Origin of the sequence: Ruania alkalisoli, assembly GCF_014960965.1 — a bacterium.
GTDB classification, from domain to species: Bacteria; Actinomycetota; Actinomycetes; order Actinomycetales; family Beutenbergiaceae; genus Ruania; species Ruania alkalisoli.
In genome coordinates, this window is record NZ_CP063169.1 from 115,928 (window position 1) to 142,190 (window position 26,263).

At 68.4% G+C, this 26,263-nt stretch carries 25 protein-coding genes; 15 read left to right on the forward strand and 10 right to left on the reverse strand.

Annotated features, from left to right (window positions below):
* Window positions 1–9 precede the first annotated feature (9 nt).
* From IM660_RS00540 to IM660_RS00555, 4 genes are all read left to right on the forward strand, one after another.
* A complete protein-coding gene (locus IM660_RS00540) occupies window positions 10–1,539 on the forward strand; it encodes a sugar ABC transporter ATP-binding protein (RefSeq protein ID WP_193497517.1) in 1,530 nt (509 codons plus the stop codon).
* On the forward strand, window positions 1,536–2,543 hold the full coding sequence (locus tag IM660_RS00545) for an ABC transporter permease (protein ID WP_210769049.1): 1,008 nt from the start codon (window positions 1,536–1,538) through the stop codon (window positions 2,541–2,543). Before IM660_RS00540 ends, IM660_RS00545 begins: the two co-directional genes overlap by 4 nt.
* 49 nt (window positions 2,544–2,592) lie before the next feature.
* Window positions 2,593–3,621, forward strand: coding sequence for a substrate-binding domain-containing protein (locus IM660_RS00550; protein WP_281389274.1), 1,029 nt, complete (start codon window positions 2,593–2,595; stop codon window positions 3,619–3,621).
* Between the two features lie 62 nt (window positions 3,622–3,683).
* Window positions 3,684–5,606 carry a bifunctional aldolase/short-chain dehydrogenase gene (locus IM660_RS00555; protein ID WP_210769050.1) on the forward strand — a complete coding sequence of 641 codons (1,923 nt, stop codon included), beginning with the start codon at window positions 3,684–3,686 and terminating at the stop codon, window positions 5,604–5,606.
* 82 nt (window positions 5,607–5,688) lie between these two features.
* Here IM660_RS00555 and IM660_RS00560 read toward each other — a convergent pair whose 3' ends face one another.
* Window positions 5,689–6,546, reverse strand: coding sequence for a hypothetical protein (locus IM660_RS00560; RefSeq protein WP_193497519.1), 858 nt, complete (start codon window positions 6,544–6,546; stop codon window positions 5,689–5,691).
* Window positions 6,547–6,738: 192 nt separating this feature from the next.
* On the opposite strand from IM660_RS00560, the gene IM660_RS00565 reads away from it, so the two are divergent.
* Window positions 6,739–7,263, forward strand: coding sequence for a peptidylprolyl isomerase (locus tag IM660_RS00565; protein ID WP_193497520.1), 525 nt, complete (start codon window positions 6,739–6,741; stop codon window positions 7,261–7,263).
* Window positions 7,264–7,359: 96 nt separating this feature from the next.
* On the opposite strand, the gene IM660_RS19980 is transcribed toward IM660_RS00565, so the two are convergent.
* Window positions 7,360–7,527, reverse strand: coding sequence for a hypothetical protein (locus tag IM660_RS19980; protein WP_343072050.1), 168 nt, complete (start codon window positions 7,525–7,527; stop codon window positions 7,360–7,362).
* A 1-nt stretch (window position 7,528) separates the two neighbouring features.
* On the opposite strand from IM660_RS19980, the gene IM660_RS00570 reads away from it, so the two are divergent.
* The 6 genes from IM660_RS00570 (at window position 7,529) to IM660_RS00595 (ending at window position 14,274) form a co-directional block, all read left to right on the forward strand.
* Window positions 7,529–8,113, forward strand: a complete 585-nt coding sequence (locus IM660_RS00570; protein ID WP_343072051.1) for a rhomboid family intramembrane serine protease — start codon at window positions 7,529–7,531, stop codon at window positions 8,111–8,113.
* A gap of 551 nt (window positions 8,114–8,664) precedes the next feature.
* Window positions 8,665–10,137, forward strand: a complete 1,473-nt coding sequence (locus tag IM660_RS00575; protein WP_193497522.1) for a sulfatase-like hydrolase/transferase — start codon at window positions 8,665–8,667, stop codon at window positions 10,135–10,137.
* 28 nt (window positions 10,138–10,165) lie between these two features.
* Complete coding sequence (locus tag IM660_RS00580; RefSeq protein ID WP_193497523.1) at window positions 10,166–11,449, forward strand: ABC transporter substrate-binding protein; 1,284 nt, start codon at window positions 10,166–10,168, stop codon at window positions 11,447–11,449.
* Window positions 11,446–12,357 (forward strand): carbohydrate ABC transporter permease, encoded by a 912-nt coding sequence (locus IM660_RS00585; protein ID WP_193497524.1) that lies wholly within the window; start codon window positions 11,446–11,448, stop codon window positions 12,355–12,357. Before IM660_RS00580 ends, IM660_RS00585 begins: the two co-directional genes overlap by 4 nt.
* Entirely contained in the window at window positions 12,354–13,217 is an 864-nt protein-coding gene (locus IM660_RS00590) for a carbohydrate ABC transporter permease (RefSeq protein ID WP_193497525.1), read from the forward strand. The genes IM660_RS00585 and IM660_RS00590 overlap by 4 nt, the downstream gene beginning before the upstream one ends.
* Before the next feature lie 10 nt (window positions 13,218–13,227).
* Window positions 13,228–14,274 carry a LacI family DNA-binding transcriptional regulator gene (locus tag IM660_RS00595; RefSeq protein ID WP_193497526.1) on the forward strand — a complete coding sequence of 349 codons (1,047 nt, stop codon included), beginning with the start codon at window positions 13,228–13,230 and terminating at the stop codon, window positions 14,272–14,274.
* Window positions 14,275–14,387: 113 nt separating this feature from the next.
* Here the strand turns inward: IM660_RS00595 and IM660_RS00600 are convergent, their stop codons facing one another.
* The 3 genes from IM660_RS00600 to IM660_RS00610 form a co-directional block, all read right to left on the reverse strand.
* Window positions 14,388–14,798 carry a TIGR03618 family F420-dependent PPOX class oxidoreductase gene (locus tag IM660_RS00600; RefSeq protein ID WP_193497527.1) on the reverse strand — a complete coding sequence of 137 codons (411 nt, stop codon included), beginning with the start codon at window positions 14,796–14,798 and terminating at the stop codon, window positions 14,388–14,390.
* Window positions 14,798–15,043: a cell division protein CrgA gene (locus IM660_RS00605; RefSeq protein ID WP_193497528.1), complete on the reverse strand. Its 246-nt coding sequence runs from the start codon at window positions 15,041–15,043 to the stop codon at window positions 14,798–14,800. Before IM660_RS00605 ends, IM660_RS00600 begins: the two co-directional genes overlap by 1 nt.
* 73 nt (window positions 15,044–15,116) lie before the next feature.
* Window positions 15,117–15,788, reverse strand: coding sequence for an O-methyltransferase (locus IM660_RS00610; protein WP_193497529.1), 672 nt, complete (start codon window positions 15,786–15,788; stop codon window positions 15,117–15,119).
* A 102-nt stretch (window positions 15,789–15,890) separates the two neighbouring features.
* Between IM660_RS00610 and IM660_RS00615 the strand changes: the two genes are divergently transcribed.
* Genes IM660_RS00615 through IM660_RS00630 form a run of 4 tightly spaced genes read left to right on the forward strand, consistent with a single transcriptional unit; the run spans window position 15,891 to window position 18,254 of the window.
* The gene (locus IM660_RS00615; RefSeq protein ID WP_193497530.1) at window positions 15,891–16,673 is read left to right on the forward strand and encodes a DUF881 domain-containing protein; all 783 of its coding nucleotides are present in this window, start codon (window positions 15,891–15,893) and stop codon (window positions 16,671–16,673) included.
* Entirely contained in the window at window positions 16,670–17,461 is a 792-nt protein-coding gene (locus IM660_RS00620; RefSeq protein WP_193497531.1) for a class E sortase, read from the forward strand. The genes IM660_RS00615 and IM660_RS00620 overlap by 4 nt, the downstream gene beginning before the upstream one ends.
* Entirely contained in the window at window positions 17,461–17,622 is a 162-nt protein-coding gene (locus IM660_RS00625) for a hypothetical protein (protein ID WP_193497532.1), read from the forward strand. Before IM660_RS00620 ends, IM660_RS00625 begins: the two co-directional genes overlap by 1 nt.
* A complete protein-coding gene (locus tag IM660_RS00630) occupies window positions 17,622–18,254 on the forward strand; it encodes an aminodeoxychorismate/anthranilate synthase component II (protein WP_193497533.1) in 633 nt (210 codons plus the stop codon). Before IM660_RS00625 ends, IM660_RS00630 begins: the two co-directional genes overlap by 1 nt.
* Window positions 18,255–18,282: 28 nt before the next feature.
* On the opposite strand, the gene pknB is transcribed toward IM660_RS00630, so the two are convergent.
* From pknB to IM660_RS00655, 5 genes are read right to left on the reverse strand one after another with little or no spacing between them, the layout of a single operon-like run.
* The gene (pknB, locus tag IM660_RS00635; RefSeq protein WP_193497534.1) at window positions 18,283–20,217 is read right to left on the reverse strand and encodes a Stk1 family PASTA domain-containing Ser/Thr kinase; all 1,935 of its coding nucleotides are present in this window, start codon (window positions 20,215–20,217) and stop codon (window positions 18,283–18,285) included.
* The gene (locus IM660_RS00640) at window positions 20,218–21,861 is read right to left on the reverse strand and encodes a serine/threonine-protein kinase (RefSeq protein WP_193497535.1); all 1,644 of its coding nucleotides are present in this window, start codon (window positions 21,859–21,861) and stop codon (window positions 20,218–20,220) included.
* A complete protein-coding gene (locus IM660_RS00645; protein ID WP_193497536.1) occupies window positions 21,858–23,315 on the reverse strand; it encodes a peptidoglycan D,D-transpeptidase FtsI family protein in 1,458 nt (485 codons plus the stop codon). The genes IM660_RS00640 and IM660_RS00645 overlap by 4 nt, the downstream gene beginning before the upstream one ends.
* Complete coding sequence (locus IM660_RS00650) at window positions 23,312–24,877, reverse strand: FtsW/RodA/SpoVE family cell cycle protein (RefSeq protein WP_193497537.1); 1,566 nt, start codon at window positions 24,875–24,877, stop codon at window positions 23,312–23,314. Before IM660_RS00650 ends, IM660_RS00645 begins: the two co-directional genes overlap by 4 nt.
* On the reverse strand, window positions 24,877–26,259 hold the full coding sequence (locus tag IM660_RS00655; RefSeq protein ID WP_193497538.1) for a protein phosphatase 2C domain-containing protein: 1,383 nt from the start codon (window positions 26,257–26,259) through the stop codon (window positions 24,877–24,879). Before IM660_RS00655 ends, IM660_RS00650 begins: the two co-directional genes overlap by 1 nt.
* Window positions 26,260–26,263: the final 4 nt, after the last annotated feature.

Genomic DNA, 26,263 nt, shown 5'->3' on the forward strand with positions numbered 1-26,263 from the left:
GGTCCCCGCGTGGTACCAGCACTGCAAGTGGATGGCCTGTTCAAGGCCTTCGGCGGTGTGCCCGTCCTGCATGAACTGAGCTTCGCCGTGGAGCCCGGGTCGGTGGTCGTGCTCGCCGGTGAGAACGGAGCCGGCAAGTCCACGCTGTTCAACATCGTGATGGGCCGCCTGCCTGCCGACTCCGGAACCGTCACCCTCCGGGGAACCGAGCTCACCCACCCCTCCCCGCGGCACGCCCGTGACTTGGGTGTCGCGCTCGTTCCCCAGGAATTGGCGCCGTACGAGGACCTGTCCGTGGCGGAGAACATCGCCGTAGGCCGCGAACCCCGGGCTGCCGGCTTCGTGCTGCGTCGCCGCCAGATGCGCGCCCACGCCCGCGAGTTGCTCGCCGAGTTCGACGTCGACATCGACCCTGACCTGCCGATGAACCGGCTCTCAGTGGCCCTCACGCAGATCGTGGAGATCGTCAAGGCCACCAGCTCCGGGGCAAAGATCCTGCTGCTGGACGAGCCGACCTCTTCCATCCCCGAAGCTGAGGTGGAACGGCTCTACCAGGTGATCCGCCGGCTCCGCGATCGCGGGGTGGCCATGGTCTACACCACCCACCGGATGCAGGAGATCGAGGCCATCGCCGATCGTGTGGTGGTCCTCCGCGACGGTGGGCTCACCCTGGACGAACCGGCACGAGAGGTGCAGCCCCACCAGATCGTCACCGCGATGATCGGCCGGGAGCTCGGCACCATGTTCCCCGAGCGTCCCGCTCCGGGGACGACCCCGGTGCTGGAGGTCAACGAACTGCGCCGCCGACCCGGCCGGCCAGCCGTGGACCTCACCGTCCACGCCGGCGAGGTGGTGGGGCTCGGCGGGCTTGTGGGTGCCGGCCGATCGGCCACCCTCAAAGCCATCTTCGGAGCCAACCGCGCCGCCGCCGGGACCGTCACCGTCAATGGCAAGGCGCTGCACCGGCAATCCGTGCGCGCCTCCATCGACGCCGGCCTCGCCTTCGTGCCGGAGGACCGCAAGCGCGACGGCCTCGTGCTCGGCCGCTCGATCCTCGACAACATGACGCTGCCCTACATCGCCGACTACTCCCGGTTCGGGGTCATGCGCTCCAGTGCCCGCACCGCGGCCGCCACCCGGCACGTGGAGGACATGCGGCTGCGCTACCGCTCCCTGCACCAGCTCACCGAGACCCTCTCCGGCGGAAACCAGCAGAAGATCGTCATCGCCCGCTGGATGGACCGCTCACCGGCCGTGCTCCTGCTCGACGAACCCACCCGCGGCGTGGACGTCGGTGCCCGGAGCGAGATCTACCGCATCATCAGCGAGCTCGCGGCGACGGGCCTCGGTGTGCTCGTCGCGAGCTCGGACATGCCCGAGCTCATCGGGCTCACGCACCGGGTGCTGGTCATGCGCGACGGAGCGATCGCCGGTGAACTCGACCGCGCCGATCTCGACGCCCCGGACGCTCAAGCTCGCATCTTCCACCTGGCCAGCGGTGAGGACGCCGCCCGCCACACGACCGAGGAGGGTCGATGACCAGAACCACGCCCGCGTTCCTTGCGAACGTCCGGCAGCTCGCCGAAGGCAAGTCCGCACGCGAGGTGGCCACGGGGCTGCTCGTGCGCAACGCCATGGTGCTCATCCTGCTGGTGGTGATCTGCTACTTCGCCTACCGCAGCGCGCGCTTCGCCACGCTCGACAACGTCACCACCATCCTCATCGCTGCCGCTCCGTTCGCCCTGATCGCACTCGGGCAGACGCTGGTGATCCTCACCGGCGGTATCGACCTCTCCGTCGGATCCGTGATCGCCGTCAGTGCCATGAGCGCGGCCTGGACGGCCGTACGGGTCCCTGACCAGCTCTGGCTCGCACCGGTCGTGGCGACCGGTGTGGGACTGCTGGCGGGCGCCGTCAACGGACTGCTGGTGAGCAGGTTCTCCGTGCCACCCTTCGTGGCCACCCTGGGCATGCTCACCGCCGCCTCCGGTTTCGCCTACGCGATCGGCAACGGCGCACCGATCAACGGCGTACCCGACGGCTACGGCGCGTTCGCCAACACCGAGGTGCTCGGGATGAAGATCCCGGTGCTGCTGATGATCGTCGGCTTCGCCACCTTCTGGTTCGTGCTCCGGCACACCACGTTCGGCCTGCGCATCTACGCCATCGGCGGCAACTCCAGTGCCGCGGCGCTCGCCGGTGTCCCTACCGAGCGGACCCGCGTGTGGGTGTACCTGATCAGCGGAGGCCTCGCCGGGGTGTCCGGGCTGATGATCTCCTCCCGGGTGATCTCCGGATCCCCCACCCTCGGTCAGGGCTACGAGCTGGACGCCATCGCTGCCGTCGTGATCGGTGGCGCCAGCCTCTTCGGAGGCCGCGGCACCGTCTGGGGCACCCTGCTCGGCCTGATGCTCATCCAGACCTTGAACAACGGCCTGCAGATCCTCGTGATCCCCCCGTACTGGCAGGCCGTCATCAAGGGCGCCCTGATCGCGGCCGCGGTCGCCATCGACGTCTGGGCCACCAGACGCACCCGTTCCTGACCATCACCGACCCCCGCAAGAGATCCACCACCTGCAAGGAGGCACGAAGGTGCGACACCACACGAAGACAATGATGATTGCTGCCACTCTCGGCGGCGGGCTACTGCTCGCCGGCTGCGGCGCCGGCGATCCCGATGCCGGAGACGACTCGCTGCAGATCGGCGTCTCCGTCTACGACATGAGCTCGTTCATCACCCAGGGCCAGGAAGGGATGGAGGCCTACGCCGAGGCCAACGACATCGAGCTGCTGTGGAACTCCGCCGGGCTCGACGTCTCCACCCAGGCCGATCAGCTCGACCAGTACATCAACGCGGGCGTGGATGCGATCGTCGTGGTCCCCGTGCAGGCGGACTCCCTCGGTCCACAGCTCGTCGCCGCCTCAGATGCCGGCATCCCCGTGATTCCCGTGAACGCGGCCCTCGACGACACCACCAACGTCACCGCCTCGGTCCTGCCCGATGACGTGGCTGCCGGTGAGAGCGAGGCGCAGATGATGGTCGACGAGCTCGGTGGCGAGGGCAACGTCGTCATCCTGCAGGGCCCGCTCGGCCAGTCCGCCGAACTCGACCGCACCGAGGGCATCGAGAACGTGCTCGCGGAGAACCCCGGTATCGAGGTCCTCGCGATGGACACCGCGAACTGGACCCGCGACGAGGCCGTCAACCTCATGGCCAACTGGATCTCCGCCTTCGGTGAGGACATCGACGGCGTCATCGCCGAGAACGACGATATGGGCCTGGGTGCCCTCCAGGCGCTGAACGAGGCCGGAATGAGCGTGCCGATCGTCGGCATCGACGGCATCGAGGACGGCCTGGCCGCCGTCGCCGCCGGCGACTTCATCGGCACCCACCTCCAGCACGGCCGGGTCGAGCTGGGCGCCGGGCTGGCCGTGGCCGAGCGCGCCGCGAACGGTGAGGACGTCGAGGAGCTCTACACCTACGTCATGCCCACGGTGACGCCGGACAACGTCGAGGACGTGCAGGCCAACGTGGTCACCGACGTCGAGGCCTTCCTCGACCGCCTGCCCGAGCTCATCGAAGCGAACCTCGCCTCCGGCGACCTGTCGAACGAGGAGTGACCTATCGCCGTCGGGTGCCGGTTGCCGGTACCCGACGGCGCCTTTCGATCATGAGGAGAACGATGACCATCCATGACGCCGCCCTGGACGCCTGCGTTCGCGTTTCCCGCACCCTGGGCTCGGACCCCTCCCTGGTGCTGCACGGAGGCGGCAACACCTCGGTGAAGTCCACCCGCACCGACGTCACCGGCGAGAGCGTCGAGGTGGTGCTGACCAAGGGAAGCGGGTACGACCTCGCCTCGATCGTGCCGGAGGGGTTCACCCCGCTGCGCAAGGATCGGGTGCTGGCGCTCGCCGAGCTTGCCGAACTCGATGACGTGTCCCTGGTCAACGAGCTCAAGCAGGCGTCCATGGATGCCTCCGCCCCCTCCGCCTCCATCGAGGCGATCCTGCACGCGCTCATCCCGCACCGGTTCGTGCTGCACACCCACGCCGACGCGATCGTCACCCTGACCAACCAGACCGACGGCGAGCGGCTCACCGCCGAGACCTTCGGCGAGGACGTCTGGGTGCTGCCCTACGTCAAGCCCGGCTTCGCGCTCGCCCGCCAGGTGGCTGTGGCGCTCGCGGACGTGGACGTGCGCGCGCTCCGGGGCATCGTGCTGCGCAACCACGGCCTGTTCACCTTCGCCGATGATGCCGACGAGGCGCTGGCCACGCACCTGGAGCTGGTGCGCACCGCTGCCGCGGCACTGCCACAGATTCCCGACGGCGTCCCCTCGCCTGACGTCGACCCGCTCGCCCTGGCGGGGCTGCGGAAGGAGATCAGCGAGGCGGCCGGCGCGCCGATGGTGCTGCAGCGCCGCACCGGCACCGCGGTGGACGCCCTGCTGGGGCGCGCCGACCTCGGCGAGATCACCCAGCGCGGCCCGCTGACCCCCGAGCACGTCATCCACACCAAGCGGGTGCCGATGATGGGCACGGATGTGGCCGCCTATGTGGCGGGCTACCAGGCCTATGTGGATGAGCACCGCGGGCTGGTCGGTGGAGAGCTCACCCCGATCGACCCGGCGCCTCGGGTGATCCTGGACGAGACGCTGGGATTCCTCACCGCGGGCCGCACCGTGAAGGCTGCGAACGTGGCCGCGGACATCTACGAACACACGGCCGCCGGGATCCTGCGAGCGGAGGCGATGACCGGATTCCGGACCCTCTTGCCGGCCGAGGCGTTCGACATCGAGTACTGGGTGCTGGAGCAGCGCAAGCTGCGCGCCAAGGGCGACCCACCGCCGTTCGCGGGTGAGGTGGCGCTGGTGACCGGTGCCGCCTCGGGGATCGGACGCGCGTGTGCACAGGCGCTACGGGAGGCGGGGGCCGCCGTCATCGCCCTCGACCGGGACGCTGCGGTCACTGAAGCGAACGCGCCGGACTGGTACGGCATCGTGTGCGACGTTTCCGACGCCGACGCGGTGCGGGCCGCGGTGGCCGAGGGGGTGGGCCACTTCGGTGGCCTGGACATCCTGGTGCCCGCTGCCGGGGTGTTCGCTGCGAGCCATCCGATCGACGGGTTCCCGGCCGGGCCGTGGGCCACGAGCCTGGACGTGAACGTCACCGGGTTACTGACCCTGCTCGGCGCCGCGCACCCGTATCTCGCGCTCGCCCCGCGGCAGGGGCGCGTGGTCCTGGTTGGGTCGAAGAACGTGCCGGCGCCCGGTCAGGGTGCGGCGGCGTACTCGGCCTCCAAGGCTGCGGCCACCCAGCTCGCCCGGGTGGCGGCGCTGGAGTGGGCGCCGGACGGGATCCGGGTGAACACAGTGAACCCGGACGCCGTCTTCGACACCGCGCTGTGGTCGCCGGAGCTGCTGGAGCAGCGGGCTGCGAAGTACGGGATGTCGGTGGCCGACTACAAGCGGCGGAACCTGCTGCGCGCGGAGATCACCAGCGCCGACGTCGGTGACCTGGTGGCGGCGATGTGCGGCCCGCTGTTCGCCGCGACCACGGGCGCGCAGGTGCCGATCGACGGCGGCAGCGACCGGATCGTCTGAGAGGACCCTGCCCGGGCCCCCCAACAAGAAATCCCTCGTCGATCTGGTCAACCAGATCGACGAGGGATTTCCTTCGTGTGGGTCAGGACTTCGTGTCGCGGGTCTCCTCGGCGGCGTCCTTGACGTCCTCAGCTGCATCCTGCGCAGCGTCCTTGGTCTGCTCGGCAGCGTCCGTCACGGCTTCACCGGCGTCATCCGCAGCGTCCTTGGCGTCATCGGCCACGTCCTGTGCGGCGTCAGTTGCGGCGTCCTTGACCTTGGCCGCCTTCTCGGCCACGGCGCCGGCAGCGTCGGTGACTGCATCCTTGGCCGTGGCTGCGGCACCAGCGGCTGCTCCTGCGGCCTCCTCGGCGACGTGCTTGGCCTTCTCCGCGGGGGCGGGAGCGTCGTCCCAGTACTCCTCGGCCCACGGGTCATCGACCGGCTGGGTCCGCTTCCAGATCAGCACCCCGGCTCCGGCGACCGCAGCTCCGGCGAGTACCCATCCGATGGTCTTGCCGACCTTGTTGCTCTTCGTGGCCTTCTTCTCCTGGGCGGCGACGGCGTCGCTGGCGGCGTCCAGCACCGAGTTCGCCTTGCTCTGCAGGCCGTCAGCACCGGAGTTCGCAGCCTTGGCCGCGTCCTCCATCGCCTGCACCACACGGGGCAGCACCTTGTCCACGATGGCGTCGTGCGCCACGTCGACCGCGCCCTTGCTCTTCTCGGCGTACTCGGCGACCTTCGGTGCGGCGGCGGTGACTCCGGTGCGCCATGCCTTCTCCACCCGGGGCGTTGCCCACTCGACGGCGGAGTCCACACGCGGGGAGGCCCATTCCTTGGCCTTCTCCACCTGCGGGCCGGCCCACTCCTTGCCCTGGTCGGCGAGCTGACGCGCGACCTTGCCGGCCTCCTCGGCCTGAGCCCGAAGTTGTTCGGCGTTGACCTTCTCCTTGCGCGACATTTGACTCCCTAGCTCACGTCCCGCGGGCATCCACGGATTCTGGCGATGTGGTTCGGATGGTCCACCCCCTATCGTGCCACCCGGTCATGGGAAGTGCACACACTTGCGCGATCGGAGCGGGCCGGTCGCCCGGTCGATCGGTGTGTGCGGCTCGGGAGATGTCTGACCGGTCGGGATGCGAAGATGTCAGGTATGGACGCGATTCTGCATACCTCTGCCGGCGACATTACTGTCGAGCTCTTTCCCTTCCACGCCCCGAAGACGGTGAAGAACTTCACCGAGCTCGCGACGGGTGCGCGTAGCTGGACGCACCCGGAGACCGGGGCCGAGAGCAACGACCCGCTCTACGACGGCACCATCTTCCACCGTGTGATCCCGAACTTCATGATCCAGGGTGGCGACCCGCTGGGCACCGGTACCGGCGGCCCGGGCTACCGCTTCGACGATGAGATCCACCCCGAACTGCACTTCCAGGAGCCGCACGTTCTCGCCATGGCGAACGCGGGTATCCAGATGGGCCGCGGAACCAACGGCTCGCAGTTCTTCATCACCACGGCGGCCACGCCGTGGCTGCAGGGCAAGCACACCATCTTCGGCAAGGTCAAGGACCAGGCCTCGGCCGCCGTCGTGGACCAGATCGGTTCTGTCTCCACCGATCCCCGCAACGACCGCCCGGTGGAGGACATCGTGATCACCTCCATCGAGATCATCGAGTGACACTCCTTCGATGACTAGCTACCCCGCGGCCCCGGCCCCGGGGGGTGGCGGACAGGCCGGTCCTCCGGTCTGCCCACGCCACCCGGACCGGGTCTCCTATGTCACCTGCCAGCGCTGCTCGAGGCCGACCTGCCCGGAGTGCCAGCGGCCGGCGGCCGTGGGGGTGCACTGCGTCGATTGCGTGCGTGAGGCGAATCGTTCGGTGCGGCCGACGCGGACTGTGCTCGGCGGGCGGGTGAGTGCGAGCGATCGACCGGTGGTCACGATGACCATCATCGGGATCTGCGTGGCGCTGTTCCTTGCCTCGTACGTGTTGCCGATCATGCCCTTCTTCCGTCTGGACACCACCCAGGTGGCCGATGAGCCATGGCGCATGATCACCTCAGCATTCCTGCACAACGGGTGGCTGCACCTGCTGCTCAACATGTATGCCCTGTGGATCGTCGGTCCCTTCCTCGAGAACATGCTTGGGCGTTGGCGCTACGTGGCTCTCTACCTTGTGAGTGCGCTCGGGGGATCGGTGGCGGTGCTGCTGCTGACATCCGGTGCCTATGCGGTCGCCGGCGCCTCCGGTGCCGTCTTTGGCTTCTTCGGCGCGATCGCCGTGGTGCTGCGCCGCACCGGGCGGGATGCCCGGCAGATCCTCATCGTGATCGCCATCAACGTGGTCTTCGGATTCGTCGTGGCGGGCATCTCCTGGCAGGCCCACCTCGGTGGACTGGTGGTGGGGACCGCGCTCGGTGCGCTGTTCGCATACCTGCCGAAGGAGCGCCGCTCGGTTGGTGCTGTGCTCGGTGTGGCGGGGATGACGGTGCTGCTGCTCGGCGCCAGCGCCGCCCTGCTGGTCTAGTCCTGCGATCGACCGATCGTTCGCGCGAACGTCGAGCAACTCAGCGTTCGCCGGCGATGGACGTGCGGGTGCGAACTACACGCGTGTAGTTCTCCACAGGTTCACCCACAGCTGGGGAAATCACACGTGTGTAGTTCTCCACAGGTGGGTGCACAGCCTGTGGGTACGTCGCGGGCAGCTGACCCGCGCGCATCGGTGCGTCGGTGAGATCACCGGGGGCGACTGGCCGGTGATGCTTGCCGAACATCGACGGTCAAGTCACCGGGGGTGAGTTTTCGGTCGGTCCTGGGCTGATCATCGACGATGAGGTCACCCAGGGTGAATTTCTGGTCGGTCCTGGGCAATCGCGCATGCGGTTGGCCCGATCGAGTTGGCTGGCCTTCTCGTGATGGGGGCCAGGCCGTACCGCATCGGAAGCACAGATCCGCAGAATCACGGGCAGGTAAGCGCTAGAAATTCCTTTGCTGGACCTCTGGACATCATCGTGTACAGCGCTGTAATGTCTCGAACCGACACCGAAGTCGTCCTCCGGGAAGGATCGAGCACCGCTCATGGCATCGAGCACACCCCCCAACATCGTGGTCCTGATGACCGACCAGCAGCGCGTCGGCTGCACGGCGGCTGAGGGCGGTCCGGACACGATGCCTCGCCTCGATGCGCAGCTGGCCGGGGGAGTGCGATTCGACCGTGCCTACACCAGCTGCCCGGCCTGCGTGCCCGCGCGCACGAGCCTGCTGACCGGCCGGTTCCCCTCGGCCCATCGGGTGCGCCAGAACAGCACCGCCCAGCACGCCTACTACAGCACCGACCTGCTGGAGATGCTGCGCGCAGCCGGGTACTCGCTCCACTTCAGCGGCAAGCCGCACATGCATGCCGGGCCGGAGGACTTCGACACCTTCCACGGGCCGTTCCTGCACGACGGCGGCCCAGACGAGTCGGGAGAGCATGCGGGCTTCGACGCCTGGTTGCGCGAGCTGGACCACGCCGTGGCCACCGAGCCCTCCCCCTTCCCGGCGCGTTCACAGCTGCCCTCGCGCATCGTCGACGGCGCGATCGCCGCGATCGCCGCGATCGACTCCTCGAGACAGGATCCCTACTTCCTGTGGGTGTCCTTCCCGGAGCCGCACAATCCGTATCAGGTGCCCGAGCCCTACTTCTCGCTCTTCGACGAGGAGGACGTACCCGAACGCATGGTCGGGCCCGAAGCCCTGGACCGGATGGGGTGGCGGTTCCGGTGGCTGCACCGCCTCATCGAGGACAAGCGCCCGGGGTTCGATCAGCAGTGGCGCCGCTACCGAGCCAATTACCTGGGGATGCTGCGCCTGATCGACGATCAGATCGGCAGACTGCTGGATCATCTCGACACCCGCCCTGGCGGACTGGAGAACACCGTCTTCGTGTTCCTGACCGACCACGGTGATTTCGTCGGCGACTACGGCCTCCAGCGCAAGGGAGCCGGCGTGCCGGAAGCGTTGATGCGGATCCCGTTGTCGATCGCAGGGCCGTCCGTGCAGCCTCAGCAACGCGGCGAACTCGTCTCCATCGTGGACCTGCTGCCCACCCTCGCGGAGTGGATCGGAGCGCGGATCCCGGCGGGGGTACAGGGCCGCTCGCTGGCGCCGCTGCTGCGTGGGGAGGACGCTCCGCCGTCGGAGTTCGCCACGATCTACGGAGAGCACGGCTATGGCGGGGTCTCCTACGACGAGGACGAGCGTCCGCCGTTGCACTTCTCCTACGAGGGAGCCACGTTCGACGAGCTGAACAGCGTCACCCAGAGCGGGGAGATGCGCATGGTCGCCGACGAGCGTTACAAGCTGGTCGTGGACGACGCCGGCGAGGTTCAGCTCTACGACCTGCACAGGGACCCCGCCGAGACCCGTGATCTCAGCGGTGATCCCGACTACCGCCACGTACAGGACCGCCTGTACCACCAACTCGTGCAGTGGCTGCTGCGCGTGGCCGACGACCTGCCCGAAGGCAACTACCAGCCGAAGACCCGCCCCCACAACTGGCGCTGGGCCTGACTCAGCACCCCGACCAATGGAGGTCACCATGGCACACATCGATCGACGGACATTCCTCGGAGTCAGCGGAGCCGCGCTAGCCACCACGGCGCTCGCGGCATGCGGCTCCGGCGGTGACAGCGACGGCAGCTCGCTGCGGGTGGCCTGGTACGGCGGCCAACCTGCGCACGAAGGGGTCGAAGGGGCGCTCGACGCCTACTCATCCGATCATGGCGATATCAGCGTCAGCACCGAGAAGGCTGCCTTCGGCGATTTCTGGGACCGCCTTGCCACCCAGGTCGCCGGTGGTCAGGGTCCGGACGTCATGCGTATGTCCATGACGTACTTCGCTGAGTACGCCGACCGCGGAGCTCTGCTCGACCTCTCTGACTTCGTCCCTGACGTGATCGACACCTCCCCCCTCGACCCCGACGTCGCGACCTCTGGCCAGCTCGAGTCCGGCCTGTTCGGCATCGGCCAGTCCTCCATCACTCACGCCACCTTCCAGAACACGACGCTGGCCGAAGAGCACGGGTTGCAGATTCCGGACCAGTGGTCGTGGGAGGACTTCATCGAGTTCAGCACCGCATTCGCCGATGCTGCCGGACCTGGCAAGTACGGCACCACGGACGCGGGAGGGAACTTCCAGCAGTTCGAGGTGTGGGCGCGTCAGCACGGCACGGATCTCTTCGACGACCAAGGTCTGGCCGTCGGAGCGGACATCATCGAGGAATGGCTGGTGATGTGGGCTGAGCTGCGCGCCTCTGGGGCAGCGCCGCCCCCGGACGTCACGGCGGAAAGCAGCGGCTTCGAAACCTCTCCGCTCGCTCAGCTCAACGCGGCCATCACGTTCGGATGGGTCCAGCAGGTGGCCTTCTACCAGCCGGTGATCCCCGACCATCCGCTCCGGGTCGGGGCGGTCCCCGGGATGACAGCGGGTTCCCTGGAGGGGCAGTTCCTCAAGGCCCTCGACTTCTGGGCGGTTTCGGCCGAGTCCGCGAACGCCGACCGGGCCGCCGAGGTCGTCAACTTCCTGCTCAACGACGAGCGCGCCGTGACCTCGATCGGCCTGACTCTGGGGGTGCCGCCGTCGGAGTCCTCGCGCGAGCTCCTCGGGGTCGACCCGGACACCGCTGAAGGGCGTGCGATTGAGTACGTGAACGCGATCGCGGGTCAGACCGGCTCCTCTCCGCGGGCCTGGCCGACTGGGTACGGAGAGTTGCAGAGCACCGCCTTCCCGCGGATGAACGAGGATGTGGGCTTCGGCGACACGACGCCAGCCGAGGCGGCCGCCGCCTTTGTCGACGAGGCGGCGCGCGTGTTCGGATCATGACGGCGGAGCTTCCCTTTCGTAGCAGGCTCCGCGCGAGCCTGCCCGCCTACGCCTTCCTCTCGCCGTGGCTGGTCGGCTTGTTCGGGCTGACCCTTGGGCCGATGCTGCTCACGCTGTACTACTCGTTCACCGACTACAGCCTGCTCGCAGCCCCGGAGTGGCTTGGACTTGACAACTACACTCGGCTCGCCGGCGATCCGCGGTACCTGGACTCGCTCGTGGTCACCGGCACGTACGTGCTGTTCTCCGTGCCCTTCGAGTTGATTGCCGCGCTGACGGTGGCGATGGTTCTCAATCGGGGAATGCGTGGCCTGACGTTCTACCGCGCGATCTACTACGTCCCCAGCTTGCTCGGCGGCAGTGTGGCGATCGCGATCCTGTGGCGGCAGATTTTCGGCAGTGACGGACTGGTGAATCAGGTCCTGGCGATCTTCGGCTATGAGGGATCGGGCTGGATATCCTCACCCGATACGGCGCTGAGCACCCTGATCATCCTGCGCATCTGGCAGTTCGGTGCTCCGATGGTGATCTTCCTGGCCGGGCTCCGGCAGATCCCGGCCGAACTCCTCGAGGCCGCCGCGATTGACGGCGCTGGAAAGGTGCGGCGCTTTCTCGCGATCACGCTGCCGCTTCTCACTCCGATCGTCTTCTTCAACCTGGTGCTGCAGATCATCGGCGCGTTCCAGGCATTCACGCCGGCCTTCATCGTCTCGGGTGGGACCGGTGGCCCCAGCGACTCGACGCTCTTCTACACCCTCTATCTCTACCAGCGTGCCTTCGGCAGTTTCGAGATGGGCTACGCCGCCGCAATGGCCTGGGTGCTGCTCCTCATCATTGCCGCATTCACCGCGGCGAACTTCATGATGAGCCGCCGCTGGGTGTTCTACTCCGACGAGGGGAAACGATGACCGCCGTGAGCACGAGACGTTCCGGAGCCACCGCTCTCTCGCGCACTACCGGGCACATCGCCATCGCGCTAGTCGGGCTGCTGATGTTCTATCCGCTGCTGTGGATGCTCTCGAGTTCCTTCAAGCCGGTCTCGGAGATCTTCGGGCCAGGCTCCGGAGCGCTCATTCCTGGCAGCCCAAGCCTGGACAACTACAGCGAAGGGTGGACCGGCCCCGGGCTGCCGTTCACCCGTTACCTGATCAACTCACTCATCGTGTGCACGCTGACCGTTCTCGGTAATGTCCTCAGCTGTTCTCTGGCTGCGTTCGCGTTCGCGCGCATGCAGTTTCTCGGTCGGAAGGCGTTCTTCGCGGCCATGCTCGCCACCGTGATGCTGCCTCAGCACGTGACGTTGATCTCCCAGTACGCCATCTTCCGAGATCTGGGTTGGCTCGATACCTATCTACCGCTCGTGGTCCCCAAGTTCCTCGCCACCGAGGCGTTCTTCGTCTTCCTCATGGTGCAGTTCATCCGAGGAATACCCCGAGAGCTGGACGAGGCGGCGCGCATCGACGGTTGCTCATGGTGGGGCATCTACCGCAAGATCGTCCTTCCACTGCTCAGTCCTGCACTGGTCACGACTGCAATCTTCTCCTTCATCTGGGCCTACAACGACTTCCTCGCCCCGCTGATCTACATCTCATCTCCGGAGAAGCTCACTGTCCCGCTGGCATTGCGCACGTTCCTCGACTCGTCGGGGCAGTCGGCGTGGGGCCAGCTGTTCGCCATGAGCATCGTGACCCTGATCCCCGTCGTGGCAGCATTCGTCATCTTCCAGCGTCGCATCGTCGAAGGAGTCTCGACCACCGGCCTCAAGTAACGTGACGCCTATGACCGCGGACCCGAAGGCGCCCAGGCCCCGGTTGACGGACGTCGCCGAGATCGCTGGCGTGTCCATGAAGACGGTCTCGAACGTCATCAATGGCTACGTCCACGTCACCGAGGCCACGCGGCAGCGTGTGCAGGCGGCCATCGACGAGGTCGGCTACCGCCCCAACCTCTCAGCCCGCAATCTCGCCCGGGGCCGTGCCGGCGTGATCGCCCTCGTGGTGCCACGGTTGGAGATGCCGTACTTCGCCTCTCTCGCGGGGCGGGTGATCGAGAAGGCCGAGGCGCGGGGGTGGTTCGTCCTCATCCACGAGACCGGGGGAGAGCTCGCCGCCGAGCGCGCGGCCCTGGAGGGACACTTCCCGCAGCGGATCGACGGCCTCATCGTCAGCGCCCAGCACCTGACCCCCGATGACGTCCGCGCCCGGGCGGACGGGACACCGCTGGTGCTGCTCGGTGAGCAGGACTATCGCCACGTGGCCGACCACGTTGCGATCGACAACGTCGCGGCCTCGCGCGCCGCGGTCGAGCACTTGATCGCACAGGGATGCCGCAGGATCGCCATGGTCGGCGCCCGCCCGGAGGCCCCCGACGACCCTCGTGCCGAGGGTTACCGCCAGGCGCTCACAGCAGCTGGACTGCCCATCGATGGCACGCTCATGCGCCCCATCCACGGCAACCTCGGCGAGGAAGGTGAGCGAGCGACCCAGCGACTGCTGGCGGAGATCCCGCAGCCGCCGGACGGGCTGTTCGCCGTCACCGACTGGGTCGCGCTCGGCGCGATCCGCGCCCTGCAGCTGGCGGGCCTGCGCGTGCCTGAGGACGTCGCCGTCGTCGGTTTCGACGACATCCCTTACGCGCGCGCGGTCACGCCGTCGTTGACCACGATCGCACCAGATCGCTCCGCGATCGCCGAGCTCGCGCTCCGGATGCTGGAGGCCCAGTCAGCCTCGGGGGAGACTGTGCCGATGGACGAGAACGTTCCATTCGAGCTGGTCGTCCGTGAGTCGAGTGCCCGCCGCGCGAGTCCAGGTCGTCCTTCCGCCTGACCGCAGCGACACGGGTGCGCCAATATGCGGCACGATGGTGCCGCAGACCGGTGGATCCGTGTCGATTGCGCCATGGTATGCGGTGATGGGCCCAGCCGGTCCCAGGGTGGCCGTCAGTCGGCTTGTGCCGCTCCCCAGCCATGCCATCGGTCCAACTCGACCAGTACGCTCACGCGGGCACGATCGCGCACCGGATACGGGTTGCCCCCGTAGTGCCGCGACAGGCGATCGATGTCGACGAGTCCCTCATCGTCACGGATCTCAACAACACGACCCTGCACGCTGACATGCGTGTACCAGTTGTCCTCGGCGATCGCAGTGAGGGAGACGTGCGGGTTGGAGCGCAGGTGCTGCAGTCGCGCCCGGGCGCCGTCCAGGTTCAGCAGCAGTCGCCCGTCCTCCTCGATGAGGTACCACGTGGCCACCGAGACGGGGTAGCCATCCGGGTGAACGGTCGCCATGACCGCTGGGTTGGGCTGGCGGAGCACGTCGAGTGCCTTCTCGCTCAGTGGCGTGCGGGGCATCAGCGCCACCGCATCGTCATCACGAATCCGATCATCATCAGACCGAAGCCGACGGCCAGGTTCCAGGATCCGATACCGGGGATGGGGCCGCCAGACTGCCAGATGTAGGTGGTCACCACCCACACGAGCCCGAGGACCATCAGCGTGAGCATCGTGGGCGCCCACCAACTCGGGTTGGCCTTCGGTGCCGCGGGCTCAGGCGGCGGCGTGTAGCTGGGCTTCTTGCGGGACTTCGACTCAGGCATGCTGGAGATCTCCTCGTGACGTCTGGGGCCAATCCTACGGGCAGAACTCAGGCGACGCTCCTACCGGCAGAACTCAAGCGACGCGGCGGAACAGCGCGAACCCGTCCCAGCCCTTGGAGCCGACCGTCTGCAGTGCGGTGCCGTCCAGGCGTGGGTCACTGGCCGCGAGAGCCAGCGCCTCGTGAACGCCACGCACGTCCGGTTCCTCAGCCGAGGCGGCGTCGGCGATGCGCCCGGAGCGGACCACATTGTCGAGCACGATGAGACTGCCGGGACGGGTCAGCTCCAGGGCAGCGCGCAGGTAGGTGGCGTTGCTGGGCTTGTCCGCGTCGATGAAGACCAGGTCGAACGGCTCCTGCCCGGTGTCGATGAGCCGTTGGGCGCTCTCCGCCGCGGGACCGAGCATGATGTCGACGACGTCGCCCACACCCGCGTGGTCGAGGTTGCGCCGTGCGACGGAGGCATTCTGCTCCGAGACTTCCAGCGTGACCACTCGACCGCCCGGTCCGACGGCACGAGCGAGCCAGATCGTGCTGTAGCCGGCCAGGGTGCCCAGCTCGAGTACGCGGTGTGCTCCGATGGCGGCGGCGAGCATGGCCAGCAGCTTGCCCTGATTGGGAGCGACCGCCGCTCCCGGCATCGTGGTCTCGGCGGCAGCCTCACGGGCCGAGACGAGGGCGTCGTCCTCATCGACCAGCGTGGCCACCAGATAGTCGTCGACGGCGATCTGTGCATCGGTGCTCATGGGCCCATCGTGACACGCGTGATCGAGGCGCGCTCGAGTGTGCCGCAGGTCCTGACCGGACGCGCCCTGTCCGGAGCCAGAATGCCCACCTATGCTGGAGCCATGAGCGCACGCGGCACAGACGCTCACCGGACCGGCATCTCGCTGGGGGTGGGCGTTGTCGGCGTGCTCGCGGGGCTGCTATTCGCCACCAATGCATCCCTGTTCGCGGATCAGCAGGGCCGTCAGCCGACCGACTTCGAGGATCTGGTGCGTTCGGAGGCCTCACGCCTGGACGAGACCAACGCCCGGTACCAGGCGCTCGACGACGAGGTGAACCGGCTGCTGGCGCAGGAGTCGGAGGCCGGCAGCGCCGGGACCATCACCACTCAGATGCGGTTCGCGGCCGGGCGCACGGCGGCGACCGGACCGGGCGTCACGGTGTCGTTGTCGGACTCCCCGCTCATTCACGACGTGCCTGAGGGATTCAGCGCGGACGCCCTCCTCGTTCATCAGCAGGATCTCGAGGGCGTCATCAACGCGCTCTGGTCCGGCGGTGCCGAGGCGATCACCGTGCAGGGCCACCGGCTGGGACCGCTGACGAAGATCCGCTGCGTGGGCAACGTGCTGCTGGTGGACGGAAATGTCTACTCCCCGCCGTATGTCATATCCGCCATCGGGGAGAGTGACGCGCTGCGCGCCGGGCTCGACCAGTCTGACGCCGTGCGTGTCTATCGCGACTATGTGGACCAGGTGAGCCTGGGATACTCGGTGGTGGACGAGGATCAGCTTGAGATGCCGAGGATCGAGGGGGGCCTTTCCATGGAGTACGCACGGCTACCGGGCGAAGAACCGATCAGCTGGCAACAGCCCGCGTCAGACCAGAGAGACGGAGAGAACTCATGAGCCGTCTGGACGAGATCGCCCAGGAACAGCAAGAGGAAGCGGCACAAGTGGCTCGTCGTCAACAGGCCAAGCGGCCCCGCCCCAGTGTGGGCGCCCGGATCGTCGGCGGGATCGGTGAACTGCTGATCACCGCCGGTCTGCTGCTCGGTCTTTTCGTGGTCTGGCAGCTGTGGTGGACCGATGTCGAAGGCGCGCGTGAGGCCGGCGATGCTGTTTCAGAGTTCACCGAGGGACTCGACGTGGAGATCCCCGAGGTCGCCGGTGAGGAGCGTACTGAGGAGCCCCCGCCCGAGCCGGAGCCGGTGGAGCTTTCCGGTGACACCTTCGCAGCCTTGTGGGTGCCTGACTGGGGACTTGACTACCGGTGGCCGATCGCCGAGGGTGTGTCGCGCGATAGCGTGCTGGACGCCGGAATGGTCGGTCATTACCCGGACACGGCGATGCCGGGTCAGATCGGCAACTTCTCGGTGGCCGGGCACCGCCAGACGTACGGCCGGCCGTTCTTCCACATCGATACCCTCGCCGCCGGTGACTCGATCATCGTGCAAACCCACACCGCCTGGTACGTCTACAAGGTGACCGAGTACGACATTGTGCAGCCCACCGAGGTGGACGTGATCGCGCCGGTTCCCGGCGAACCCGGTGTGGAGCCAGGTGCGGCGATGTTGACGCTGACGACCTGCCACCCGTTGTGGTCGACCGCCGAGCGCTACATCGTGCACGCCGAGCTGGACCACTGGATCCCGCTCGAGGACGGTATGCCTGCTGAACTGTTGGAGGACTCCTGATGTACGCGGCAATCTGGCGGATCCTGCCCGGGCCGAAGGCCGTGAAGGCGCTGCTGTCCCTGATCCTCGTGGCCGCGGTGGTGGCGGTGCTGTTCCTGTGGGTCTTCCCCGCGGTCGCTCCCTACATGCCGTTCAACGACCAGACGGTCGGGACGTCCTGATGACCCGCGTGCTCGTCGTGGACAACTACGACAGCTTCGTCTACACGATCGTGGGCTACCTGCAGCAGCTGGCGGCGGAGACCGTGGTGCTGCGCAACGACGACCCGACGCTCGCCGGGGTGGGCGTGCTGGACGGCTATGACGGCGTACTCGTCTCACCCGGACCGGGGACGCCGAAGGAGGCAGGTGAGTCGTTGCGGGTCATCGAGCGCTGCGCCGAAGCGGGTCTGCCGATGCTGGGCGTGTGCCTCGGCCACCAGGCGCTCGGGGAACTCTTCGGCGGCGTGGTGACCCACTCACCCGAACTCATGCACGGCAAGACCTCCGAGGTCTCCCACGACGGCGCAGGCGTCTTCGCCGGTCTCCCCTCACCTTTCACCGCGACCCGCTATCACTCGCTTGCTGTCCAAGCCGACACGGTCCCCGAGGAGCTGGACGTCACCGCGACGACCGCCAACGGCATCGTCATGGGACTCCAGCACCGCACGCTGCCGCTGCACGGCGTGCAGTTCCACCCGGAGTCGGTGCTCACCGAGGGTGGGCACCGGTTGCTCGCGAACTGGCTCGCGGTCACCGGGGACGAGAAGGCCGTGGAACGCTCGGCGGGGATGGCCCCGCTCGTCGCTCGCTGACCGAGCGACGTCAGCCGCTGAGGGAGCCTCAGTCGCCGGAGTTCTCGCCGTTCGGATCGCCGGAGGCATCGCCGCCGTCGGTACCTGCTCCCGCGTCGGGGCCGCCACTGGTGTCGCCACTGCCGTCGGTCGCGTCGCCGCTGTCTGCACCGGCATCGTCGGTGGGTTCGTCCGTCGGTTCCTCGGTGGGTTCCTCGGTCGGCTCGGGGGCCGGGATCGAGACGACCAGCTCGACCTCGGAGTCGATCGGGATGGTCCCCTCACGGCTCTGGCTCAGCACCCGTCCCGGTGTGCCGTCGTCCTCCTGCTCGGTCACCCGCCAGCTCAGGCCCAGCTCGCGCAGCGTGTTCTGCGCCTGCTCCAGATCCTGATCGGTGAGGTCCTCCAGCACCACATTGCCAGTGCCAACGACGATCACGATCGCCCCGTCCGCCGGATGTTCGGTCTGGGCCGCCGGATCGGTCTCGATCACCTCGTTCTCTTCGACCTCCGGCTCATCGCGGGTCTGCACGCTGAAGTTGGCGGCGTCGAATCCTGCGTCCACGAGCTCCTGCCGGGCCTGTTCTTGCGTCAGGCCAGAGACATCCGGGATGGTGAACGAGTCCGGGCCGGCCGAGAACACCACGGTGACGGGACTTCCGGCCTCGACCATCGTGTCAGTCTCGGGAGACCAGGAGAGTGCTTCCCCGGCCGGAACCTCATCGCTGGCCTCGGGGTCGCCGACCACGAGCTCGAGCCCATCCTCGCCCTCGATCGGGACGCCCTCCTCGTCGACGGGCACCGTCTCGGCCAGGGTCGTACGCGCCTCGTCCTGCGTCATTCCGGCCAGGTCCGGTACAGCCACCTGCGGCGGTGCGTCGGGCTCGGCCGGTGGCCGGTTCACCAGCAGCAGCACGATGGCGACGGCGGCGATCACCCCGATCGCCGCAAGGATCCAGATGAGCGCCTTGTTGGAGCGCGGCTCGTCCTCTTCGGCCGTCTCGGCGCGGGCGTCCCGCCGGCTCGGCGGCGGTTCGGCGCCCATCCCGCCGAGCACCTGTGTGGCACCAGCCGCGCCAGCGGCAGCACCGGCGAGCGCCCCGACGGCCGGCGCGCGGACCACACCGTCGGAGACGGCAGCGTCCAGGTCGGAACGGAACTCGGCCGCCGAGGAGTACCGCTGGTCGCGGTCCTTGGCGAGCGCCTTCATCACAATCCGGTCGAGAGTCTCCGGGATGTCCGAGGCGAGACTGCTCGGGGGCCGGGCGTCCTCGCTCACGTGCTGGTAGGCCACCGACACGGCCGAGTCGCCGGTGAACGGCGGCTGCCCGGTGAGCAGCTCATACAGCAGGCAGCCGGTGGAGTAGAGGTCAGAGCGGGCATCGACCACCTCGCCGCGGGCCTGCTCCGGGGAGAGGTACTGGGCGGTGCCGACCACAGCCTGGGTCTGTGTCATCGTCGCGGCCGAGTCGGCCATGGCGCGGGCGATGCCGAAATCCATTACCTTCACCGCGCCGGTGGGGGTGAGCATGACGTTGGCCGGCTTGATGTCGCGGTGGACGATCCCGGCGTGGTGGGAGTACTCCAGTGCGGCCAGGACCCCTTGGGTGATCTCGGCCGCCTCGTCGAGGGGGAGCGCGGTCCCGTCCCGCAGCAGGTCGCGGACGGTGTGGCCCTCGACATACTCCATCACGATGAACGGAAGCGTCGTCTCCGTGCCGTCGGAACCGGTGATCGTCTCGTCCCCGGTGTCGTAAACCGACACGATCGCCGGGTGATTGAGCGACGCGGCGGACTGCGCCTCGCGCTGGAACCGGGTGTGGAAGCTGGGGTCCCGCGCCAAATCGGAACGCAGCACCTTGATGGCCACAGACCGGCCGAGCCGGTTGTCCTTGCCGATGAACACCTCGGCCATGCCGCCACGGCCGATCGGCTCGCCGATCTCGTAGCGACCGGCGAGGACCCGGGGAACGTCGTTGGCCACTTAGCGTTCCTTCACTCTCTCGGCTGGGGACTCAAGCCGTTGCACAGGCCGGACCAGGAGGGTCACGACAGCTGCTGACGGCGTTGCTGCAGCGCCCAGCCTACTGAACAACAGCACCAGCAGCGTCGTCAGCACCACAGCGGCGACCACGAGCGCGATCCAGCGCCCTGTCCGGCCCAGCCGGTCGAGCAGCCCGACCGGACCGTGTCGCGGGCTGCCGTGGGCACTGCCGTGGACGCCGGAACGCAGGTCACGGCGGGTGAGCGGATCGCCCGTTGCCGACGGCCGCGATCGGTTCTGCGGAGGTTCGTGCTGTGCCGAGGTCGGGCGATCGGAGACTGGGCGATCGGCCGCAGCCGTGTCACCGGGTGGGGCCGCGCGCTGACCTGTGCCCTCGCTGCCGGCCACCGGCCGCCATCGGGGTGGAGCCAGGTCGTCCTCGTGGGAGTCCGCATCCGCGCGCCCGCTCGCCTCAGACTGGTCCGAGGAGGGGCGACGTGCGCGTGCCGCGACGAGCGGATTCTGTCGGGCAGCCTCGGCCAGGGTGCGGCGGTGCTCACCGGTCGTCGTGGCCGGAGCTCCCCGGTGCGAAACCGGTGATCGCACGGAATCGGCAGCTCCGGAACCCACGCCCTGGGCGGGTGCACGGGTCGAGGCGGTATCCGCCGTCGGGCCAGGGTTCTCCCGCAGCCGGGAATCTGACGACGTTCCCCCAGCGGGCGGGTCCGGGACGTCCGGCGGCGCCATCGGTGCCTGAATCGGAAGGGGCGCGGCGACGGCGGTCGCCGGCGGTTCGTCGCTGCTCTCCTCCGCGAGCGGTACCCGCAGCGACTCCGTCAAGGTCTCCAGCGCGCGCGCCAGGGACGCCGCCGACCGAGGTCGCTGCTCGGGATCCTTGGCCAGCATCTGCATCACGATCTCCTGGACGCGCTCGTCCAGGTGGGAGGGCAACGGCGGCACCGGCTGGTTCACGTGAGCAAACGCGATATCCACCTGCGATGAGCCTGTGAACGGCCGCCGGCCGGCCAGCGCCTCGAAGGCGACAACGCCGAGGGCGTAGATATCACCAGCGCCAGTGGCTGCACGACCCATGGCCTGTTCGGGCGGCAGGTACTGCGCGGTGCCCATGACCATCCCGGCCGCGGTCATCGGTGCCTGGTTCGCCCCGAGGGAGATCCCGAAGTCGGTGATCTTCACATAGCCATCGCGTGTGAGCAGGATGTTCGAGGGCTTCACGTCTCGATGCACCACACCGGCCATGTGTGCGGTGTGCAGGGCGCGCGCCGTCTGCGCCAGGATCGGCAGCACCTGCGCCGGTTCCAGTGTGCGCTCGCGTCGCAGCAAGTCCTCCAGGGACTCCCCGATCACCAGCTCCATGATCAGGTAACCGGAACCGCGCTGCTCGCCGTAGTCGTACATCGCGGCGATGTTCTGGTGCGAGAGAGCGGCCGAGTTGCGTGCCTCGGTGCGCAACCGTTGCAGGAAGTGCGTATCGCCGGCGAACTCCGCCCGCAGCACCTTCGCGGCCACATGACGGCGTAGGTGCAGATCCGTAGCGACCCAGATCTCTCCCATGCCACCGGTGGCGAGCCGCTCGGTCAGCTCGTATCGTCCCCCGAGCAGCAGTCCTGCCGTGGGTGTCATTCGGCCAGCACCGCCTGGATGATCTGCCGTGCCACCGGTGCCGCGACGGACGCCCCGGTGCCCTCCTCGCCGTACGCTCCGCCGTCCTCGACCACGACGGCCACGGCGATCTGTGGATCGTCTGCCGGGGCGAAGGCGGTGAACCAGGCGTCCGGGGCGACGTCCTCCGCTGAACCGGTCTCCGCCGTCCCGGTCTTGCCCGCCACCTGGACGCCCGAGATCTGCGCGGGTGATCCGGTCCCGTTGGCGACGACGTTGACCATCAGGTCACGCATCGTTGCGGCGGTACTGGCCGAGATCGGCTCGGCGAAGACCTCGGGCTCCGTCCGCGCCGTCACCTGCAGGTCCGGTCCCCGTTCGGTGGCGATCAGATACGGGCGCATGAGGTCGCCGTCGTTGGCCACGGCTGCCGAGACCATGGCCATCTGCAGCGGCGTGACTCGTACGTCGAACTGCCCGATCGCGCTCATGGCGGTCTGCGCGGGGTCCGGGTCGGCGGGGAAGCGGCTCGGGGTGACCGACATCGGCACATCGAGCGGCTCCCCGAAGCCGAAGGCCTCCGCCTGCTCGCGCAGGGCGTCGTCACCGTGCTCGACGGCGAGCATCGCGAAGGGCGTATTGCACGAGACCTGCAGGGCGTACTCGAGCGTCACGGTCTCCCCGCCGCACGTACCGCCTCCGGGGTTGCGCAGCATCGTGTCCTGCGTGCCGGGCAGCAGATACTCCGTGGGTGCCTCGATCTCGGTCTCGGGGTCGTAGTCGCCCGTCTCAAGCAGCATCGCCAGGTCGATCAGCTTGAAGGTCGAGCCCGGTGCGTACAGGTTGCCGCCGATGGTGCGGTTGAACAGCGGATCCCCCTCGTCTTCCAGCAGCGCCGTGTAGGCGGCGTCCGCGTCGGCACTGGAGTGAGCGGCGAGGGCGTTCGGGTCGTAGCTCGGGCGAGAGACCATCGCCAGGATCGCTCCCGTGCGCGGGTCGATTGCCACCGCCGCACCCCTGCGTCCGTCGAGCGCGTCCCAGGCCGCCTGCTGCGCGGCAGGGTCGATGGTCAACTCCACCGATCCGCCGCCCTGCTCGGCGCCGGTGAACAGGGTCCGCACCCGGGAGAGCAGCAGCGAGTCGTCCGTGCCGTTGAGCACGGTGTGCGCGGCACGTTCCATACCAGTGGCCTGATAGAGCCCGTACCAGCCGGTGACCGGGGCGTACAGCGGACCGTCGGCGTAGACGCGCTGGAACCCGAACGGGTCATCGACCGGTTCGGAGAAGGCGACAGGCTCACCGGCGACGACGATCGGGCCACGGTCCTGACCGTGGTCGCGGTACAGCGTGCGCACATTCCGTGAGTCGGCGTTCAGGGACGACGCCTGGAAGTACTGCACCCAGGTGGCGCCGCCCATGAGGGCCACGAACATGACGATCACGAGTACCGAGAGCCGGCGAAGTGGTGCGTTCATGGGCGCTGGACCACCTCGGTGTGCTGGTCGTCGTCGCCGTCTTGGTCGTGCGCGTCGTTCGCGGGCACACGGGGGACGTCGTCGGCGGTGTCGTACACCGCGGCGGGGGTGCCACCTCGGCGGCGAAGGCGACCTGCGCCGTCGGGGCCCTCGCCTGTGCCCTCGTTCTGGGCACTCAGGGCAATCCGCGCGGTCTCGGCGCCGACCACCTCTCCGCCTCCCTCGGCGGCGGGGCGGCGGGAGGAGTCCGAGATGCGCACGAGGAGGCCGATGATGATCCAGTTCGCGACGAGGGACGAACCGCCGGCCGCCATGAACGGCATGGTCAGCCCCGTCAGCGGAATGAGGCGGGTGACACCACCGACGACGACGAAGCACTGGAACGCCAGGGTGAACGCGAGCCCGGAGGCGAGGAGCTTGCCGAAACCGTCCCGGACCCCGATCGCCATCCGCAGACCGCGCTGGGCGAGCACGAGATAGATCAGCAGAATCGCGATCAGCCCGGTGAGCCCGAGCTCTTCCCCCAGGGCGGACACGATGAAGTCCGAGTTCGCGTGGGTGGTCAGATGCGGGAAGCCCTCACCCCAGCCGGCGCCCATCAGACCGCCGAGCGCCAGCCCGAAGAGGCCGCGCACCAGCTGCCCGGAGCCGCCGAACTCCCGGTTGTAGATCTCGTTGTCGAGGGCGTTGAGCCAGATATCGAAGCGATCGGCCACGTGGCCGAACAGGTTGACCGCGAGCAAGGCGCCGGCCGCGAACATCAGCAGGCCGATGATGATCCAGCTCGCGCGTTCGGTGGCCACGTACAGCATCGCGACGAACAAGCCGAAGAACAACAGGGACGTGCCCAGGTCGCGCTCGAACACGAGCACGCCGATCGCCACCGCCCACGCAAGCAGCAGCGGGCCGAGGTCGCGGACCCGGGGGAGCTGCAGGCCGAGGATCTTCGGGCCGGCGAGAGTGAGGACGTCCCGGTTGGTCACCAAGTACCCCGCGAAGAAGATCGCGAGCAGGATCTTGGCGATCTCGGCCGGCTGGAAAGAGAGCGGGCCCACTTCGATCCACAGTTGAGCACCGTTGCGGTTGACACCCAGACCGGGCGTCATCGGGAGCACCAGCAGCACCAGCCCGGCCACCATCGCGGTGAACGTGTAGCGGCGTAGCGTGCGGTGGTCACGCAGGGCGATGATCACAGCGGCGGCGAGCACCGCACCCAGTGCCGTCCACATCAGCTGGCGGGGGCCGGCGGCGAAGGGGATCCCGCGGGCCGTCATGCCGATATCGATGCGGTGGATCATCGCCAGGCCGATCCCGTTCAGCGCGAGCACCAGCGGCACGAGAAGTGGGTCGGCGTAGCGTGCGCGCCAGCGCACCACCAGGTGCAGCACCACCGCCACCGCGGCGAGGATGAGTGCGTACCGGCCGAAGTCCTCAGGCAGGGCGTCGCCGGTGTTCAGACCCACCAGGGCGTATCCGCCCACCCCCAGGGCGACGGCGAGCAGCAGCAGCCACACCTCGGCCGCTCGACCGGTGCGGATCCTGCTCGGTGCGACGGTCGCCATCAGGTGAGCACCGCCGTCAGGGGGGTGGCCACGGAGCCTGGGACTCCGGTGGCGGTGGGATCTGGTGAGGGATCGTCCGTCGAGGTATCCGACGGTTCCTCGCTGGGGTCGCCGCTGGGGTCCTCGGCAGGTGGTGCGGTGGGGCCCTGCGGGAGCTGGTCACGCAGACCGGCGATGATCTCCTCCGCGTCGGTCAAACTGGTGGCCGCGATGTGGGCCTCCACCCGGGCGCGCGCGAAGGTGGGTAGATCGGCCAGCGGGACGTCGGTCACCTCGTGGACCTCGGAGAGGGCGATCGGCCCCAGTTCCTGGGGGATGCCCTGGTAGATCACCACGTTCTCACCGTCGGTGCCCACGTAGTACTGGGTCTGCGACCAGCGGTACCCGATGGTGGCGGCACCTGCGATCAGGGCGAGCAGCACCACCGTGGTGATCCCCCAGCGCAGCACTTTGCGGATCGCAGGTTCGGGCGGGTCGAGTTCGGCGAGGGCGTCCCGCTCGGTGCGTCCGACGTCGTCGGTGCCGTCCTCGGCGCTCTGTGCTTCGCGGGCCATGGCCGCGGCGCGCGCCGCGGCGCCCGTTCCACCGCGGGTGGGACGCTCCCGGTCCACGGCGGCGGCGCCGACGATCTGCGGGGCCATCTCCGGTAGATCGGTGGCGTCCACCACATCGGCGATGACGACGGTGATGTTGTCCGGTCCCCCGGCGCGCAGGGCGAGGTCGACGAGCGCGTCCGCGCACCGGCCAGGGTCGGTGTACTCACGCAGGCAATCGGCGATGGTGTCGGTGGAGACGTAGGAGGACAAGCCGTCCGAGCACAGCAGCCAGCGGTCACCGACCCGGGCCTCGCGCACGGACTCGTCCAGGGTTGGCGCGTCGGGGTCGTCCCCGAGCACCCGCAGGAGTACCGACCGCTGCGGGTGGTGCTCGGCTTCCTCCTCGGTCAACTGACCGGTCGTGACGAGGTGGTGGACGAGCGTGTGGTCCTCGGTCACCTGGGTGAGGGCGTTCTCGCGCAGCAGGTAGGCGCGGGAGTCGCCAACGTGGACCATGCCCATCTTCCTGCCCGAACGCAGCAGCGCGATGACCGTGGTGCCGAGCCCGTGGAGTTCGGGCCGGTCGCCGGTGTAGTCGAGCAGGTCGGAGTGTGCCGCCGAGATGGCCCGGCGCAGCTGGTCGAGCAGATCGTCGCCGCCGTGCGCTTCACCATCGAGAGCGGCCAGATGGGCCACCGCGACCGATGAGGCGATGTCTCCGCCGGCCGGTCCGCCCATCCCGTCGGCGAGCACGAGCAGCTGGGGCCCGGCGTACCCGGAGTCCTGGTTGACGGTGCGGACCAGCCCCACATCGGAGCGGGCCGCGTACCTGAGTGCGACGGACACGGCG

What these genes read in the sequence shown, in the direction of transcription:
- IM660_RS00640 (WP_193497535.1), bottom strand. Translation starts at nt 21,861, where the DNA reads ATGACACCCACGGCAGGACTGCTGCTCGGGGGACGATACGAGCTGACC.
- IM660_RS00605 (WP_193497528.1), bottom strand. Translation starts at nt 15,043, where the DNA reads ATGCCTGAGTCGAAGTCCCGCAAGAAGCCCAGCTACACGCCGCCGCCT.
- IM660_RS00615 (WP_193497530.1), top strand. Translation starts at nt 15,891, where the DNA reads ATGAGCGCACGCGGCACAGACGCTCACCGGACCGGCATCTCGCTGGGG.
- IM660_RS00625 (WP_193497532.1), top strand. Translation starts at nt 17,461, where the DNA reads ATGTACGCGGCAATCTGGCGGATCCTGCCCGGGCCGAAGGCCGTGAAG.
- IM660_RS00565 (WP_193497520.1), top strand. Translation starts at nt 6,739, where the DNA reads ATGGACGCGATTCTGCATACCTCTGCCGGCGACATTACTGTCGAGCTC.
- IM660_RS00555 (WP_210769050.1), top strand. Translation starts at nt 3,684, where the DNA reads ATGACCATCCATGACGCCGCCCTGGACGCCTGCGTTCGCGTTTCCCGC.
- IM660_RS00595 (WP_193497526.1), top strand. Translation starts at nt 13,228, where the DNA reads ATGACCGCGGACCCGAAGGCGCCCAGGCCCCGGTTGACGGACGTCGCC.
- IM660_RS00630 (WP_193497533.1), top strand. Translation starts at nt 17,622, where the DNA reads ATGACCCGCGTGCTCGTCGTGGACAACTACGACAGCTTCGTCTACACG.
- IM660_RS00650 (WP_193497537.1), bottom strand. Translation starts at nt 24,877, where the DNA reads ATGGCGACCGTCGCACCGAGCAGGATCCGCACCGGTCGAGCGGCCGAG.
- IM660_RS00580 (WP_193497523.1), top strand. Translation starts at nt 10,166, where the DNA reads ATGGCACACATCGATCGACGGACATTCCTCGGAGTCAGCGGAGCCGCG.
- IM660_RS00610 (WP_193497529.1), bottom strand. Translation starts at nt 15,788, where the DNA reads ATGAGCACCGATGCACAGATCGCCGTCGACGACTATCTGGTGGCCACG.
- IM660_RS00585 (WP_193497524.1), top strand. Translation starts at nt 11,446, where the DNA reads ATGACGGCGGAGCTTCCCTTTCGTAGCAGGCTCCGCGCGAGCCTGCCC.
- IM660_RS00560 (WP_193497519.1), bottom strand. Translation starts at nt 6,546, where the DNA reads ATGTCGCGCAAGGAGAAGGTCAACGCCGAACAACTTCGGGCTCAGGCC.
- IM660_RS00575 (WP_193497522.1), top strand. Translation starts at nt 8,665, where the DNA reads ATGGCATCGAGCACACCCCCCAACATCGTGGTCCTGATGACCGACCAG.
- IM660_RS00590 (WP_193497525.1), top strand. Translation starts at nt 12,354, where the DNA reads ATGACCGCCGTGAGCACGAGACGTTCCGGAGCCACCGCTCTCTCGCGC.
- IM660_RS00545 (WP_210769049.1), top strand. Translation starts at nt 1,536, where the DNA reads ATGACCAGAACCACGCCCGCGTTCCTTGCGAACGTCCGGCAGCTCGCC.
- IM660_RS00645 (WP_193497536.1), bottom strand. Translation starts at nt 23,315, where the DNA reads ATGAACGCACCACTTCGCCGGCTCTCGGTACTCGTGATCGTCATGTTC.
- IM660_RS00620 (WP_193497531.1), top strand. Translation starts at nt 16,670, where the DNA reads ATGAGCCGTCTGGACGAGATCGCCCAGGAACAGCAAGAGGAAGCGGCA.
- IM660_RS00570 (WP_343072051.1), top strand. Translation starts at nt 7,529, where the DNA reads ATGACCATCATCGGGATCTGCGTGGCGCTGTTCCTTGCCTCGTACGTG.
- IM660_RS00600 (WP_193497527.1), bottom strand. Translation starts at nt 14,798, where the DNA reads ATGCCCCGCACGCCACTGAGCGAGAAGGCACTCGACGTGCTCCGCCAG.